The 14,495-nt window shown below is 66.4% G+C and carries 14 protein-coding genes; 2 read left to right on the top strand and 12 right to left on the bottom strand.

Annotated elements, in window-relative coordinates:
• Positions 1-51 precede the first annotated feature (51 nt).
• A complete protein-coding gene (locus EDF74_RS07975) occupies positions 52-921 on the top strand; it encodes an RES family NAD+ phosphorylase (protein WP_221180335.1) in 870 nt (289 codons plus the stop codon).
• Positions 922-1,038: 117 nt separating this feature from the next.
• Here the strand turns inward: EDF74_RS07975 and EDF74_RS07980 are convergent, their stop codons facing one another.
• The 10 genes from EDF74_RS07980 to EDF74_RS08025 all read right to left on the bottom strand — a co-directional run bounded on the left by EDF74_RS07980 (position 1,039) and on the right by EDF74_RS08025 (position 12,351).
• Entirely contained in the window at positions 1,039-2,898 is a 1,860-nt protein-coding gene (locus EDF74_RS07980; RefSeq protein ID WP_123729547.1) for a methyl-accepting chemotaxis protein, read from the bottom strand.
• Between the two features lie 267 nt (positions 2,899-3,165).
• The gene (locus EDF74_RS07985; RefSeq protein WP_123729548.1) at positions 3,166-5,382 is read right to left on the bottom strand and encodes a PAS domain S-box protein; all 2,217 of its coding nucleotides are present in this window, start codon (positions 5,380-5,382) and stop codon (positions 3,166-3,168) included.
• A 150-nt stretch (positions 5,383-5,532) separates the two neighbouring features.
• Entirely contained in the window at positions 5,533-7,908 is a 2,376-nt protein-coding gene (locus EDF74_RS07990) for a Tex family protein (RefSeq protein WP_123729549.1), read from the bottom strand.
• A gap of 207 nt (positions 7,909-8,115) precedes the next feature.
• Positions 8,116-8,331: a hypothetical protein gene (locus EDF74_RS07995; RefSeq protein ID WP_123729550.1), complete on the bottom strand. Its 216-nt coding sequence runs from the start codon at positions 8,329-8,331 to the stop codon at positions 8,116-8,118.
• A 159-nt stretch (positions 8,332-8,490) separates the two neighbouring features.
• Positions 8,491-8,949 (bottom strand): hypothetical protein, encoded by a 459-nt coding sequence (locus tag EDF74_RS08000; RefSeq protein ID WP_123729551.1) that lies wholly within the window; start codon positions 8,947-8,949, stop codon positions 8,491-8,493.
• A complete protein-coding gene (locus EDF74_RS08005; protein WP_123729552.1) occupies positions 8,946-9,149 on the bottom strand; it encodes a PspC domain-containing protein in 204 nt (67 codons plus the stop codon). The genes EDF74_RS08000 and EDF74_RS08005 overlap by 4 nt, the downstream gene beginning before the upstream one ends.
• Before the next feature lie 47 nt (positions 9,150-9,196).
• The gene (locus EDF74_RS08010; RefSeq protein ID WP_123729553.1) at positions 9,197-9,568 is read right to left on the bottom strand and encodes a YfeK family protein; all 372 of its coding nucleotides are present in this window, start codon (positions 9,566-9,568) and stop codon (positions 9,197-9,199) included.
• Positions 9,565-10,635, bottom strand: coding sequence for a class III poly(R)-hydroxyalkanoic acid synthase subunit PhaC (phaC, locus tag EDF74_RS08015; protein ID WP_123729554.1), 1,071 nt, complete (start codon positions 10,633-10,635; stop codon positions 9,565-9,567). The genes EDF74_RS08010 and phaC overlap by 4 nt, the downstream gene beginning before the upstream one ends.
• Positions 10,632-11,684, bottom strand: a complete 1,053-nt coding sequence (gene phaE, locus EDF74_RS08020) for a class III poly(R)-hydroxyalkanoic acid synthase subunit PhaE (RefSeq protein ID WP_123729555.1) — start codon at positions 11,682-11,684, stop codon at positions 10,632-10,634. The genes phaC and phaE overlap by 4 nt, the downstream gene beginning before the upstream one ends.
• Before the next feature lie 52 nt (positions 11,685-11,736).
• The gene (locus tag EDF74_RS08025; RefSeq protein ID WP_123729556.1) at positions 11,737-12,351 is read right to left on the bottom strand and encodes a CDP-alcohol phosphatidyltransferase family protein; all 615 of its coding nucleotides are present in this window, start codon (positions 12,349-12,351) and stop codon (positions 11,737-11,739) included.
• 377 nt (positions 12,352-12,728) lie between these two features.
• Between EDF74_RS08025 and EDF74_RS08030 the strand changes: the two genes are divergently transcribed.
• Positions 12,729-13,379 carry a class I SAM-dependent methyltransferase gene (locus EDF74_RS08030; protein ID WP_260232212.1) on the top strand — a complete coding sequence of 217 codons (651 nt, stop codon included), beginning with the start codon at positions 12,729-12,731 and terminating at the stop codon, positions 13,377-13,379.
• 27 nt (positions 13,380-13,406) lie between these two features.
• On the opposite strand, the gene EDF74_RS08035 is transcribed toward EDF74_RS08030, so the two are convergent.
• Both EDF74_RS08035 and EDF74_RS08040 read right to left on the bottom strand, forming a co-directional pair.
• Positions 13,407-13,895, bottom strand: coding sequence for an NUDIX hydrolase (locus EDF74_RS08035; RefSeq protein WP_088435401.1), 489 nt, complete (start codon positions 13,893-13,895; stop codon positions 13,407-13,409).
• A 56-nt stretch (positions 13,896-13,951) separates the two neighbouring features.
• Positions 13,952-14,461 (bottom strand): DUF1249 domain-containing protein, encoded by a 510-nt coding sequence (locus EDF74_RS08040; protein WP_123729558.1) that lies wholly within the window; start codon positions 14,459-14,461, stop codon positions 13,952-13,954.
• Positions 14,462-14,495: the final 34 nt, after the last annotated feature.

Genomic DNA, 14,495 nt, shown 5'->3' on the forward strand with positions numbered 1-14,495 from the left:
TTTCCTGCAACGATTCATGTCCTCGATAGATTCTCTGAATCTGATCTGGAGGTGTGGAAGAAGCGCTCCCGAGAGCTTGATGACCTTCACGACGCCCTTTATCACGGCCTTGAAGGTGAACGCTTACGTCGCAGGGATGAGCTGATAGATGCGCTAAATTCAAAGCCTGCGCCGGCCTTTGAATTCCATAGCTGGGCTCGCATGGTTCAGTATCGATACTCCTGCGATCCACTTTCAGCCGCAGGGAGCGTGCGCTCCATAGGCGGCCGATTCAATATCGGGAACGACTGCGACGAATCTGGTGCGGCCGTGATTTTTCCGGCGTTGTACATCGGTGACTCGCATGAAACTGCGTTCCGCGAGTGCTACCAGTCCTCATCTGAAAAGATGAAAGCAACCGGACTGACCGCGGCGGAAATGAGCCTGCGAAAGAGTGATACGACGGTGCGCATCCATGGCAGGATTGAGAGGGTGTTCGACGTTCGAAATATCGAGAACCTCAGACCTGTCGCGAAGATTCTTGCCAAGCTCACCGTGCCAGATGAACTGGTCCGGCTCGCGAGAGCATTGCGACTTGGCAAGCCCGGGAGCCTGCTCATTCGTACGCCGGCCCGTCTCCAGACCAACCTGCAGGACGTCAACTGGCGAGCATGGCCCGTCCAGTTCGGTTTACCGTCACCGAGTCAGCGCTTTGGCCTCATGCTCAAGTGGGCCGGCTATGAGGGCGTTCTGTTTCGATCGAGCAAGCAACCGGGATCGACATGTCTGGCGGTTTTCCCCGGCAACATCTGCAGTGATCGCTCCTTTGTGGAGCTCCAGGACGACTTCCCGCCAAGCGTCGTTCATAGCCGGATGGACCTATCAACGGCGCCATCACTGTGCGGCTGGGAGTACGTGAGAGAGAAGGATCGATGCGCCTGAGCGACGATAAGCGCGCATTGCGTTCCAGATTGGCGTACTCAGCTCCCCCCGCCCGACGTCGGGCCGCCTGAAGGCCAGATCCAGGGGCTCTGGCCTTCAGCTATTGCGTAAACCAACTCAGACCAGCCGCAACGGCGGCTGCCCCCCGTGCACGGCATTGGCCGCCGCCGCTCGCGCCACCGCACCCGTCGTCCCCACCCGGAAGGCCGCCACCGTCTGCAGCAACTGGGTGGACTGCTCTTCCATGCTGCGCGCGGCGGCCGAGGCTTCCTCCACCAGGGCGGCATTCTGCTGGGTGCTCTCGTCGATATGCTCGACCACCTGGTTGATCTGCTCGATGCTGTCGCTCTGCTCACGCGCGGCCGTACTGATGTCGGCCATCAGATCGCTCACCCGCCTCACACTGACGACAATCTCGTCCATCGTGCGCCCGGCACTTTCGACCTGGCGCGTGCCCGCGCCCACCTTCTCGACCGAATCCCCGATCAGCTGCTTGATCTCCTTGGCCGCCTCGGCCGAGCGCTGCGACAGCGAGCGGATTTCCGACGCCACCACGGCAAAGCCGCGACCGTGCTCGCCGGCACGCGCCGCTTCAACGGCCGCATTGAGCGCAAGGATATTGGTCTGGAAGGCGATGCCGTCGATCACCCCGATGATGTCGACGATGCGGCGCGAGGAGTCGTTGATCAGCGACATGGTCGAGACCACCTCGTGCACCACCTGGCCACCCTGCGCAGCCACTTCCACCGCCCCGCCCACCAGCTGGTTGGCCTGCACGGCATTGTCGGCCGTCCGCCGCACGGTAGCCGTCAGTCCCTTCATCGAAACGGCCGTTTCTTCCAGGGCGGCCGCCTGCTGCTCGGTGCGCACGGAGAGGTCGCTGTTGCCTTCGGCGATCTCGCTGGCACCCACGGCGATAGTATCTGCGGCCAGCTTGATCTGGGCGATGATGCCGGCCATCGCTTCGACCAGCGCATTGATGCCCTCGCAAAGCTCGGCGATCGGGCCGGTTTTGTCCTGGGTGGCGATGTGCCCGGTCAGGTCCCCGCTCTGCGCGGCGGCCACCACTTCGCGCGTCTGTGCAACGGCCTCCTGCAATGCCTGGGTGTCACGCACCTGGGCGGTGATGTCGGTGGCATATTTGACGACCTTGAACGGACGACCGTTCATATCGTAGATCGGGTTGTACGAGGCCTGGATCCAGACCTCGCGCCCGCTCTTGCCCAATCGCTTGTACTGGCCGGCGTCGTACTCGCCACGGCCGAGTTTCGCCCAGAATGCACGGTACTCGGCACTGTCGCGGTACCCAGGCTCGGCGAACATCGAATGGTGCTGGCCGCGCACCTCGTCCAGCGTATACCCCATGGCGGCGAGGAAGTTTTCGTTGGCGGCCAGGATGCGGCCGTCGAGATCGAACTCGATCACCGCCTGGGACTTGTTGATCGCCGCCAACTGGCCGGCAAAATCGGCGGCCTGGAATTTCTGCGCGGTGATGTCGGTGGCGAACTTGACCACCTTGTAGGGTCGCCCGTCGGCGTCGAACACCGGGTTGTAGGACGCCTGGATCCAGATGTCGCGGCCGCCTTTGCCGATGCGGCGGTATTGGCCCGCATCGAATTCGCCACGCCCCAGATTCGCCCAGAAGTCCCGATATTCCCTGCTTTTGGCGTACTCGGGATCGACGAACATGGCGTGGTGCCTGCCCTGGATGTCGCCCAGCGTGTAGCCGAGCGTCTGCAGGAAGTTCTCGTTGGCCTGCAGGATGGTGCCGTCCAGGTCGAACTCGATCACGGCCTGGACCCGATGCAGGGCCTTGACCTGGTCTTCCAGCTCGCACTGGCGCTGTCGGGCGGCGGAGACCGCGCCCTCCGTGCCGCGGCGGGAAGCGAACAATGCGGCGAAAGCGTGTCGCGGGGACCATGCACCTCTATCGGAGGCACGGTCGGGCACATGCGTGTGCAAGCCTGAAGTAAGCATCGTTAGACCTCGGTGTCCGTTTAGCGAATAGGTCAACCCCGGGCGGTGGCCCGGTAGCGGTATTCCGTTGGCTGGACTCACGAAGATCGCCAGTGGGGCTGACGTTACTTCAGTGCGCTTCAAACACCGCGACAGGCGGCGGCAATGAACCGTTCGAACAGGTGTAAAGCCAGATATCCACGTGAGTGTGCAGGCAATGACTGCGAGTCATATAACGGCCGCGATTGCGCGAGCTTTAGGGCGCGCTGCGGTTCAGCCCGCACCGGCTCACTCGCCACCCTCCGAGCCGTCCTGGCTCTCAAGCACCTCCACGTCCCCCGCCACCAGGGTCTCCACCTGCACGTTGTCACGTCCCATCGCCTTGGCCCGGTAGCACTGCGCATCGGCGGCGGCCACTGCATCGTCCACGCTCATGCTGCCACCGATCCGGGCGATGCCGATGCTGGCGCCCACCTTCAGCCGCTGCAGGTCCCAGGGAATGGACAGCCCGCGCAGGGACTCCAGCAGGTCGCTGGCGATCCGGCGCGCGCGCTTGAGCGAACAGCCGGCCAGGATGACCGCGAATTCATCGCCCCCCAGCCGCGCCACGATGTCCGAATCACGTACCCCATGGCGCAGCAGACTCGCCACCGCCCACAGCACGGCATCGCCGGCGAGATGGCCATGGGTATCGTTGACCGGCTTGAACCGGTCCAGGTCGATATACATCAGCGACGCCGACTGCCCCGTCCGGGCAACCCGGGTGATGGCCTGTTGCAGGTGGGCTTCGAACCCGCGCCGGTTGCTCAGTTCGGTGAGCGGGTCGACTTCGGCCAGGTGCCGTGCTTCCCGCTGCCGGGCGCGCTGCTGGGTGACATCACGGATGACCCAGACCGCGCCGGTGGTCTGCCCGTCCTCGCCACGCAGCCAGGCCCGGGTGACGTCCACCGGCAACAGGTGGGCGCCCACCGAGAGCAGCAGATCCGAATGGAGGTCGACGGCATTGCTCTCCGGGTCCAGCAGCACGGCCAGGTCCAACGGCGAGCGCGGTGCGTACTCGGTGGTCAGCTCCATGACGTCCTGGAGCTGACCACCGGCCAGTGATTCGGCCCCCTCGCCGGCCAGCGCGCGCGTGGCCGCCGCGTTCGCGTACTGGATGCCACCGTGCAGGTCCAGGGTCAGCACCATGTCGGCTACCGCATCCAGTGTGACCCGGGTCCGCTGTTCGGATTCGCGCAGTTGCTGGCCACTCTGGCGCTGCACCGTCACATCCTGGATCTGGGACACGAAATGCAGCGGCTCCCCACTCTCCGAGCGCACCAGCGAGACCGAGAGGCGCCCCCAGACCAGGTTGCCGGCCTTGCCCAGGTAACGTTTCTCCATGTGGTAGTGGTCGCGACGCCCGGCCAGCAGGTCGCCAAGCAGGGCCAGATCGGTGTTCAGGTCATCGGCGTGGGTGAGCGTCTGGAAATCGATCTGCAGCAGTTCGGCGCGGGTGTAGCCGAGAATCCCGCACAGCGCATCGTTGACGTCCAGCCAGCGACCTTCCAGCGAGACCAGGGCCATGCCCAGCGCCGCCGATGAGAACGCGCCGGCGAACTTCTTGGCCGCCACATGGGCCTGCTCGCGCACTTCCAGCAGCGGGGTCAGATCGACCGCCATGCCCACGTAACCGATCCGGCCGCCCGCACCGTCGAGCGGACTGATCGACAAGCGCACCTGGCGGCGTTCCCCGTCCTTGCGCACGAAGGTCCACTGACGCGACCAGGTCCCCTGCGTCGCGCGCGCGGTGAGCGCCTGGAAGATGCTCGGTACTTGCCCGTCCGCCGGTGCGTCGGCCTGCAGATAGGCACGCATTTCATCCGGATCGTGGAACCGGCCCAGGTCGACCCGGCCGATCACCTCCTCGGCGGCGTAGCCCAGCAGCTTCTGCGCGCCGGTGTTGAACAGATTGATCACGCCGTCGATGTCGGTGGCGATCACCGCCACTTCGTCGGACGCATCGACCACGGCCTGCAGCCGCTGCCGCATGTCCGCCGCATCCTGCCGGGCCTGCTGCAGATCGGTGACATCGGCGTGGGCGCCGGCCATCCAGACCGGCCGGCCCTGCCCATCCCGCTCGTAGACGCGCCCGCGATCCTGCACCCAGATCCAGTGACCCTGCTTGTGGCGCATCCGGCACAGACTCTCGTAATGCGCGGAGCGGCCTTGCAGATGCTCGTCCAACAGCGCATTGGACTGCGCCAGATCCTCGGGATGGACCAGCCGGAAGAAGGTCTCCGGGGTGATCGGCGCCAGCTCCTCCCGCGTATAGCCAACGATCTGCGCCCAGCGTTCGTTGACCCGCATCAGGCCGTCGGGAATGTTCCAGTCCCAGGTACCGGCCGCGGTGCCCTCGATGATCATCTCCAGGCGACGGGCGTGCTCGGCCATGGCCGGCAGGGCAGCCTCGGCGTCACCACTGTGGCCCGGCCGGTCGCCCGGCGCTGCCTGTTTGTCGGTCATCTGGCCTCCCCGCCGCCCATCCACCATACGGGCATTCAACGCGGAGTTTGCGTAAACGCGCGTCAAACCAGAAGTGCCCCCGGCATGAACCGGTCGCCGGAAACGCCAAAGGCCGCCCGAAGGCGGCCTTTGGGACTCCCCGTGCCGGCCTCAGCCGCCGCGCTTGGCCCGCGCAAAGGCATCGGCCAGCGCGTTGTTGGCCGGCGGCGCCGCACTGCCCGGCCGCGGGCCGGACGGGGTGCCACGACCACCACCGCGCGGCCCATTGCCCGCCCCGCCGTCCCGGCGACCGCCCCCCGCCGGGCGCGCATCGCGCTCACCGGGGGCCTTGGCCGGGGCCGGGGTGTCATCCAGGCGGCGGGTCAGCGCGATGCGCTTGCGCGCCACGTCGACCTCCAGCACCTTCACCTTGACGATGTCACCGGCCTTGACCACGTCACGCGGATCCTTGACGTAGGTATCGGACAGCGCGGAGATGTGGATCAGGCCATCCTGGTGCACGCCGATGTCCACGAAGGCGCCGAACGCGGCGACGTTGCTGACCACGCCTTCCAGGATCATGCCGACCTTGAGGTCCTTCAGTTCCTCGACCCCGTCGGCGAAGCGCGCGGCCTTGAACTCCGGGCGCGGATCGCGGCCGGGTTTTTCCAGTTCCTTGAGGATGTCGCGCACGGTCGGCACACCGAAGGTGGCGTCAGTGAACTGCTCCGCCTTGAGCCCGCGCAGGAAGCTGCCGTCGCCGATCAGCGCCTTGATCGGGCGCGCGGTGGCGGCCACGATGCGCTCCACCACGGGGTAGGCTTCCGGGTGCACCGAGGAGGCATCCAGCGGCTGATCGCCATCGGCGATGCGCAGGAAGCCGGCGCACTGCTCGAAGGTCTTCTCGCCCAGCCGCGGCACCTTGAGCAGGTCCTTGCGGCGTTTGAACGGGCCGTTGTCATCGCGATGCCTCACGATGTTCTCGGCCACGGTGGACGACAGCCCCGACACGCGCGAGAGCAGCGCCGCCGAGGCGGTGTTGACGTGCACGCCGACCGCGTTGACGCAGTCTTCCACCCGCGCATCCAGCGCGCGCGCCAGGCGGTACTGGTCCACGTCGTGCTGGTACTGGCCCACACCGATCGCCTTGGGCTCGATCTTGACCAGCTCGGCCAGCGGATCCTGCAGGCGGCGGGCAATCGACACCGCACCGCGGATCGATACGTCCAGGTTCGGGAACTCCTTCGCCGCGAATTCCGAGGCCGAGTACACCGATGCACCGGCTTCACTGACCACGATCTTCTGCAGCCTGGTGTCGCCCAGTGCCTTGATCACGTCGCCGGCCAGCTTGTCGGTCTCGCGGCTGGCGGTACCGTTGCCGATCGCGATCAGCTCCACGTTGTGCTGCACGCACAGCTGCTTGATCGTGTGCAGCGACTGGTCCCACTGGCGGCGCGGCTCGTGCGGGTAGATGGTGTCGGTGGCGACCAGCTTGCCGGTGGCATCGACCACGGCGATCTTGCAGCCGGTGCGGATGCCCGGGTCCAGGCCGAGCACGGCCTTGGGACCGGCCGGGGCGGACAGCAGCAGGTCCTTGAGGTTGTCGCCGAAGACCGAGATGGCTTCGGCCTCGGCCTTCTCACGCGCCTGGTTGAACAGGTCCAGCAACAGGTGCATGTGCAGCTTGGCGCGCCAGGTCAGGCGGCAGGCGTCGAGCAGCCAGCGATCGCCGGGGCGGCCGGCATCGCGGATGCCCGCGTTGTGCGCGACGCGGCCTTCGGCATACAGATTGCCGGCCTCGGCATCGCTGCCCGGGTCCAGTTCCAGGAACAGGATTTCCTCGCGGCGCGCGCGGAACAGTGCCAGCAAGCGGTGGGACGGAATCTTCGCCAGCGACTCGGCGTGTTCGAAGTAATCGCGGTACTTGGCGCCCTGCTCTTCCTTGCCTTCGGCGACACGTGCGCGGATCACGCCGTTCTCGCCCAGCCAGGTGCGCAGCTCGCCGACCAGCGCGGCATCTTCGCCCCAACGCTCCATCAGGATCGCGCGCGCACCTTCCAGGGCCGCCTTGACGTCGGCCACCCCCTTGTCGCTATCGACAAAGGTCGCGCCAAACACCTGCGGGTCCAGGCCCGGATCGGCCAGAAGGCCATCGGCGAGCGGCTCCAGGCCGGCTTCGCGCGCGATCTGGGCACGGGTGCGGCGTTTGGGCTTGTACGGCAGGTAAAGATCTTCCAGGCGCGACTTGGTGTCCGCGCCGAGGATCTCATTGCGCAGCTCGTCGCTGAGCTTGCCCTGTTCGTCGATGCTGGACAGTACCGCGGCGCGGCGATCTTCCAGCTCACGCAGGTAGGTCAGGCGCGTTTCGAGGTTGCGCAGCTGGGTATCGTCCAGGCCGCCGGTGACTTCCTTGCGGTAGCGGGCGATGAACGGAACGCTGGCGCCTTCGTCCAACAGGGCGATGGCGGCGAGGGCCTGGGCGGTCTGGGCACCGATCTCATCGGCGATGGTCTGGGCGATCTGCTGCGCGAGCTTGATGTCAGGCATTGCTTCCGGCCGGAGCCGCTTTTGCGGAAAGAACCCATTCTGGCGATGCGCGGCGGCTGGGGAAAGCCGTTGACAGGCCGGGCCGAACCTGTCGCCCCGTGGCGATGACCACACGAGGGGTCCTGCGTTCACGCCGGCATCCTGCGTGGGGCTGGGATGCCGGCGCGGGCGCCCGCGACAACCGGGCACCTCTGCGGTGTGACTGGCTTACCGGTAATGCGCGGCCGCGCGTTGGTGGACGATCTCGTCGTGCATCGACTCCAACGCCATCACCCGCACCTTGCCCACACCCTGCAGTTCCATGAACCGCTCGGTGTAGATCTCCGGACCCAGCTCGGTATCGGCCTGGGACTTGCTGAAACCATGGGGCACCAGGCCCTTGTCGCCATCCTTGCTACCACCGACATAAAGAACGATTGCCATGTGATGTATTCCTCCAGAAAAACGGTTGCTCATACAGCCATGCAAGCTTACCCCGGCCAACCTGACTGATTCGTCATGCAGGCTAATAACGTTTTTTTGCATGCAGATGACGCCGCGTTGTCGACGTTTTTCTTACATGAATTTAACGCGAAGATAACGTCACTGCGCCGGGCGCCGTGACGGCCACCAGCCCCGCCCCTGCAGCGCATAGACATCGGCCGCGCGCTCGAACGGATTGCGTGCACTGACCCCACCGCACAGCAGGTACACCGGCAGGTACAACGGCCCCAGCACCAGATACTGGTAGACGTGCGCACGCTCGTGGTCGTGCAGCCCGATCACCGGCTCGGTGGCGTGACCGGCCTGGTGCGCATAGGTGCGGCACGGCACGTCCAGCACCGGCCCGGTGTGCAGGATGACGTTGCCCAGCGTGATCGCCCCGCCCGGCCCCCACGGAAATTCGCGGAACACGATCGCGCAGTCACGCCCGTTCCATGACGGCCGCGCACCGGCCAGCATCCCGGCGGTGCCGGCGGCCAGGCCGATCAGGGTGTTGGGTGAGGTCCACAGCGCGCCAAGCCCCTGCAGCGCGCGCAACAGCCCCGGCGAGAGGCTCAATCGGCCTCGTTGGGGATCAACAGCCACAGGATCAGGTAGACCAGGATGCCCGGGAAGGCGGCCGAACCGATCGAGATCAGCACGAACAGCACCCGTACCAAGGTGACGTTCCAGCCGTAACGGTGCGCGATGCCGCCCATGACGCCGGCGATCATGCGGTCGTTGAGCGAACGGGACAGCGGGCGCGGCGGTGTGTTCATGCACGGGGTCTCGGTCCGGAATGCGCCGACTCTAGCGCGAACCGTGTCTACGGGGTGCGTTGGCGCAGGGCCTTGAGCCGGGTGGCGAACCAGACGGCGGCGGCCTGCTCCGGCTGGCCCGGGCAGGCGATCCGGTAGGGCTTGCCGCTCATGCTGCTCTGGCTGGCGGCACGTTCGATGAACTGCTCGGCCGTGTCGACCTTGTCCTTCTTGAGCAGGTAGTCGTACTTGCGCTGCAGATGGGCGCGCGCTTCAGGCGCATCGTGCCAGCTGCCATTGCGCTGGAACCGGCAACTGGAGCCATCCAGTGCGCCGATCAGGCCGGCGATCTCGCGGCGGGCGGTCTCGCTGGGTGCGGCGTGGGCGGTACCGATGCTCAACAGACCCGCAGCCAGCCAGAGAAGGCGACGAGGCTTCATTGCGAACGCTCGTTCAACCAACCGGTGATGGTCACGGGCACTTCGCGCTGGGCCCGCCCGGAGACATAGATACCGATGTGGCCGCCGCGGAAACTGCTCTCGGTGTAATCCGTGCTGCCGATCCGGCCGCGCAGCGCGCGTGACGCATCCGGCGGGACCAGATGGTCCTGCTCGGCATAGATGTTCAGTACCGGCAACGTGACCTGTCGGAGATCGACGGTGTCATCACCGATACGTACGCCGTCATGCATCAGGCCATTGCCCTGGTAGAACTGCTTGATGAAGTCACGGAAGGCTTCGCCGGCGAGATCAGGCGAGTCGAAAATCCACTTCTCCATGCGCAGGAAATCTTCCAGCGCGTCCTTGTCGTCCAGGATGTCGAGCAGCCCCACATACTTCTGCACGTTGAGCCGGAACGGCTTGAGCATCAGGTAGCTGGCATTCATCAGATCGGCCGGGATGTTGCCCAGCGTGTCCACCAGCAGGTCCACGTCCACCTGGCGCGCCCAGTGCGAGAGCATGTTGTCCGGCGTGTGGAAATCGACCGGGGTGACCATCGTGATCAGGTTGGCCAGCTTGGCCTGGCGCAGCGCGGCATAGCACAGCGCGAACACGCCGCCCTGGCAGATGCCCAGCATGTTGATCGGCTCGCCGCCGTTGTGCGCCTGCAGGTGATCCACCGCGCCATCCACGAAGCGCAGCAGGTAATCCTCCAGCGTCTGGTAGCGCTCGGAGCGGTCCGGGTAGCCCCAGTCCAGCACATAGACATCGTGACCTAGTGCCAGCAGTTTCTGCACCAGCGAGCGGTCGGTCTGCAGGTCGACCATGTACGGCCGGTTCACCAGCGCATAGACGATCAGCAGCGGCGTGGCACGCACCGGCGGCTCGGTGCCGACAAAGCGGTACAGCGTGACCTTGCCGTCGCGCCAGACTTCCTCGCGGGTAGTCACGCCGTAATCGACATCGTCCACGGAGGGCAGCAGCTTCAGCCCGTCCATCAGCTTGCGCTGCATGGCCAGGGTTTCCTGCAGCAGGTCTTCGGCGTTGAAGCCCAGGGGGCCTTTCATTCGCTGCGCTTCCGGGGCTTGGTGGCGGGCTTGGTGGTGGGCTTGGCGGGCTTGGTGGGCTTGGCCGACTTGGACGCGCGGGGTGTGCGCTGGGTCGTGGCGGCTGGCTTCACTGCAGCCTTGCGCACCTTGGCCGTGCTGGCAGGTGCCGCACCCGCGGCTGCGCCGCCGGCCATGCGCCGCACCAGCCGCTCAAGCTCGGCAATCCGGCGATGCGCTGCATCCATTTCGGTGCGCGTCGGCAGTCCGAAACTCTCGGTCAGCCGTTCGATCTCCTGCTGGGTGGCCGCGCGCAGCCGCATCTGGGCATTGCCCAGCGAGGCGTACACCGCCTGGAACGGCTCGGACAGCGCGACCTTCGCGTAGGCCTCCTCGGCCGCATCGATCCACAGATCGAACATCGCCCGCGCGCTGGTCAGCTGGTTGCCCGGCTGTTCGTGCTCGGCCAGGCGCTGCTCGAACAGAGTGAACGCATCGTCCAGCGCCTGCTTGATCTGATCCACGTAATCGCGAGAGTGTGCCTGGTAGTCCTGCTGGGCCCGCAGCAGCGCCTGCCAGCGGGCCTGGTGCTCGCGGCCGGGGCCAAACGCCGGGCTCTGCAGCCACGGCCCGAGCTGACGCTGCAGGGTCTCCAACAGCTGCAGCAGATCCGGCCCCTCGGCGTGGGTATGTCCGCGTGCGCCCTGCAGCATCCACTGCAGCAGTCCATCGCCCTGCCCCAGCACCGCCGTGCGCCACGCCTGCGCCACCTCGGCGCTGGTGGTGTCTCGACCAGCAAACTGCGCGGCGACCTGCTGCATCGTGCCGTACCAGCCACCGGCCTGCTCGCGGAAGCGGTGCACGGCTTCATCGGCAGGGCCGTTGGCGGCGTTGGGCATCATCTGTGCCCACCAGTCGATCGCCTGCTGCCAGCTGCCTTGGCCTTCGGGGCCGGCGGTAGGGCCGGGCGGTGCCGCAGCGTGCCGAAGGGCATCGCCCCAGGCACTGAAATACTGCCGCGCCAAGGCTTCTACATCGCCTGCGCCGCTGCCGCTGCCCGCCGTGGTCATGACCGTCCTCCCGTCTCGGGAAACGATGATAGCAATGCCGCGCTGCCGCGCCTCACGGCTTGGGGATGCGCAGGGTCTTGCTGATCATCAGCGAGCCGGACAGCGCAAACAGCAGCACCAGCGGGTGCAACTGCCACGGCCCCAGCTGCCACTGGCCCAGCCACAGGTCCGCACCGGTCGCGCCGATGCTTGCCGCCACCGCCAGCACCACCACCAGCGCCAGGCTGGTCGGGATCGGGGTGCCTTCGAAGTACGGCACCTTGTCGCCCTCGCCGGCCAGTGCTTCGGCGGTCACGTTGTAGCGGGCCAGGCGGCTGACGCCACAACAGACGAAGTAGCTCAGCACCAGCCAGTCCCAGCCGCCCTGCATGCCGCAGGCATAGGCCAGCGCCGCCGGGGCGACGCCGAAGGAGATGATGTCCGACAGCGAATCCAGCTCGCGGCCCAGCGTGGAGCTGGACTTGCGCCAGCGCGCGATGCGCCCGTCCAGCGCGTCGAAGATGAAGGCCAAGGGGATCAGGGCCATGCCGAACAGCAGATAGCTGCGCTCGCCATCCTGCAGGTAGCGCATGGCGGCAAAGACCGCCCCAGTGCCGCAGAACGCGTTGGCCAGGGTGAACCAGTCGGCCAGGTGGAACTCGCGCAACATCGAGAAGTGACGTTTCATGGAAGATCGGGTGGCGGCAATCGCAAGAGAGTACCGCGAGCGGCCCACAGCGGGACACCCCACCCTACGCCACCGTACCCCGGCCTTGCCGCGCCGTTCACGCCGGGACGACCTGCGGTGAATTTTTGGCCACCCATCTTGACAGCGAGTGCCAGCGGGGGCCGAAGCGGCTTATCCACAAACTTGCCCACGAGTCATCCACACCCCCTGTGGACAACTCGATCTCAATAGACGCGACGATGGTCATTTGTTGATCACCGATCCTCATTGCCTCGGCCGCATTCCCCTCTGCATGCCTCCCCGCCGCGGCCGCCGGTCGGCTAAGCTGGTAGATGGACTCCGCCGCCGCCAGGTCCTGCCGTCCACCGACAGGAGTCTTGCGCGTGCTTTCCCACGATGATCTGGCCGCCCAGTTGCGCCACCCGCACGGTGAGCATGCGCTTGCCGTGGCCGACGCCATGAACCGCAGCAACGGCGATCTCAACCGGGCCGCCATCGCCCTGCTGTCCGTCACCCCTGGCGAACAGGTGCTGGAGATCGGCCCGGGCAATGCGGCCTTCGCGCCGGACCTGCTGCGCACGCCGCGCAGCCGCTACGTGGGTGTCGATGTCTCAACGGCGATGGTCGATGCGGGTAACGCGCTGCTGGCGGCGCACGGGCTGCAGGATCGTGCCGACGTCCGTCTCGGCGATGCCCATGCCCTGCCCCTGGACTCGGCCTGCACTGACGCGGCGCTGGCGGTGAACACCCTGTACTTCTGGGACGAACTGAAATTCCCGTTCGCCGAACTGACCCGCGTGCTTCGCCCCGGTGGCCGGCTCTGCCTGGCCTTCGGCGATGCCGCCTTCATGCGCACCCTGCCGTTCACCGCGCACGGGTTCCATCTACATGAACTGGCCGACGTCGAGTCGGCACTGCGCAGCGCCGGCTTGACGGTGCAGGCCTGGCGCACGCATCGCGAAACCGGGCGCAGCAACGACGGGCGCGAAGTGACCAAGCACTTCCACCTGCTGCTCGCCCGCCGGTAGTGCCGGCCGCCGGCCCGCAACCACGCACTACAACCGGGTGTAACTCCACGACTGCATGGCGCCGTCGCGGTAGGGCATCACCCCGTGGAAGGCGCGCGGTTCGTCGTCGAAGACCAGCGGCAGGAAGCTGCGATCACCCTCCCACAGCGGCAGGCTGTCGATCTTGTCCACGTCCACCCACTCCAGCGTGCCCTCCGGGTTGGAGGTCAGCGGCGTGCCGGTGAAGTCATCGATGACGAACACGAAGCCGAACCAGTCCTCACCGTTTTTGCCGAAGCCCGGCCAGCTGATCGTGCCGCGCAGGCGCATGGTGCCGCACTCGATGCCGGCCTCTTCGCGGATCTCACGGCGCATGCAGGCAGCGGCATCTTCATCGCGCTCCATCTTCCCGCCCAAGCCGTTGTACTTGCCCAGATGCAGGTCGCCCGGACGGGCATTGCGGTGGATCATCAGCACTTGCTTGCCGTCGGCGGACAGCACGTAGCCCAGGGTGGCCACGATGGGGGTATAAGGCATTTCGCACAGGCTCGGGAACACAGACCCCGATTATGCGTGATCCGCCCGGGGACGGCTCAGGGCACCAGGCTGGTGCGGCGCGCGTCGGCCGGTGCCGTCACCGTGCCATCGCGGCGCAGCGTGGCCACGCCGTGGCCGCGCTCGGCCAGGTATTCCAGCCATTTGCCGAGGAAGGTGTTCATCCGCATGCGGTGGCTGATCAGTTGGGCCGGCGGCGGGTACATGCCCACCACGTCCTGCCAGCGGCGACCGACGTAGCAATGCGTGGTCTCGGCCTGGCGGGCGTCACGGTACAGGCGCACATAGGCCGAAGGATCCGGCTGCCCGGTGACCGGGTCGGCGAAGTCGTAGGTCAGGCGCAGCTCCACCGTATAGCGGTGGCACTCGATGACGTCCAGGCGTACATCCAGCCCATCGCCGATCGAGGAGACGTAGCTGCCGGGAACGAGCTCGGCGGGGGCGAACAGGCGCACGAGGTGCTGGTAGTTCTCGGCGTACAGGCCCATCAGCCAGCTCAAGCGGCTGAGCCGGGGAATGCGTTCGATACGGGGCGATGCCTGGGCCATGGGTCGATCCTACACGTTGATCTCCCAACGTGGG

This window comes from Stenotrophomonas rhizophila, from assembly GCF_003751305.1.
In the GTDB taxonomy this organism is placed as follows: domain Bacteria; phylum Pseudomonadota; class Gammaproteobacteria; order Xanthomonadales; family Xanthomonadaceae; genus Stenotrophomonas; species Stenotrophomonas rhizophila_B.

Coding starts and splice junctions, on each gene's coding strand:
- EDF74_RS07990 (WP_123729549.1), bottom strand. CDS start 7,908: ATGCCTGACATCAAGCTCGCGCAGCAGATCGCCCAGACCATCGCCGAT.
- EDF74_RS08035 (WP_088435401.1), bottom strand. CDS start 13,895: ATGCCTTATACCCCCATCGTGGCCACCCTGGGCTACGTGCTGTCCGCC.
- EDF74_RS08025 (WP_123729556.1), bottom strand. CDS start 12,351: ATGAAACGTCACTTCTCGATGTTGCGCGAGTTCCACCTGGCCGACTGG.
- EDF74_RS08005 (WP_123729552.1), bottom strand. CDS start 9,149: ATGAACACACCGCCGCGCCCGCTGTCCCGTTCGCTCAACGACCGCATG.
- phaE (WP_123729555.1), bottom strand. CDS start 11,684: ATGACCACGGCGGGCAGCGGCAGCGGCGCAGGCGATGTAGAAGCCTTG.
- phaC (WP_123729554.1), bottom strand. CDS start 10,635: ATGAAAGGCCCCCTGGGCTTCAACGCCGAAGACCTGCTGCAGGAAACC.
- EDF74_RS07985 (WP_123729548.1), bottom strand. CDS start 5,382: ATGACCGACAAACAGGCAGCGCCGGGCGACCGGCCGGGCCACAGTGGT.
- EDF74_RS08040 (WP_123729558.1), bottom strand. CDS start 14,461: ATGGCCCAGGCATCGCCCCGTATCGAACGCATTCCCCGGCTCAGCCGC.
- EDF74_RS08010 (WP_123729553.1), bottom strand. CDS start 9,568: ATGAAGCCTCGTCGCCTTCTCTGGCTGGCTGCGGGTCTGTTGAGCATC.
- EDF74_RS07980 (WP_123729547.1), bottom strand. CDS start 2,898: ATGCTTACTTCAGGCTTGCACACGCATGTGCCCGACCGTGCCTCCGAT.
- EDF74_RS07995 (WP_123729550.1), bottom strand. CDS start 8,331: ATGGCAATCGTTCTTTATGTCGGTGGTAGCAAGGATGGCGACAAGGGC.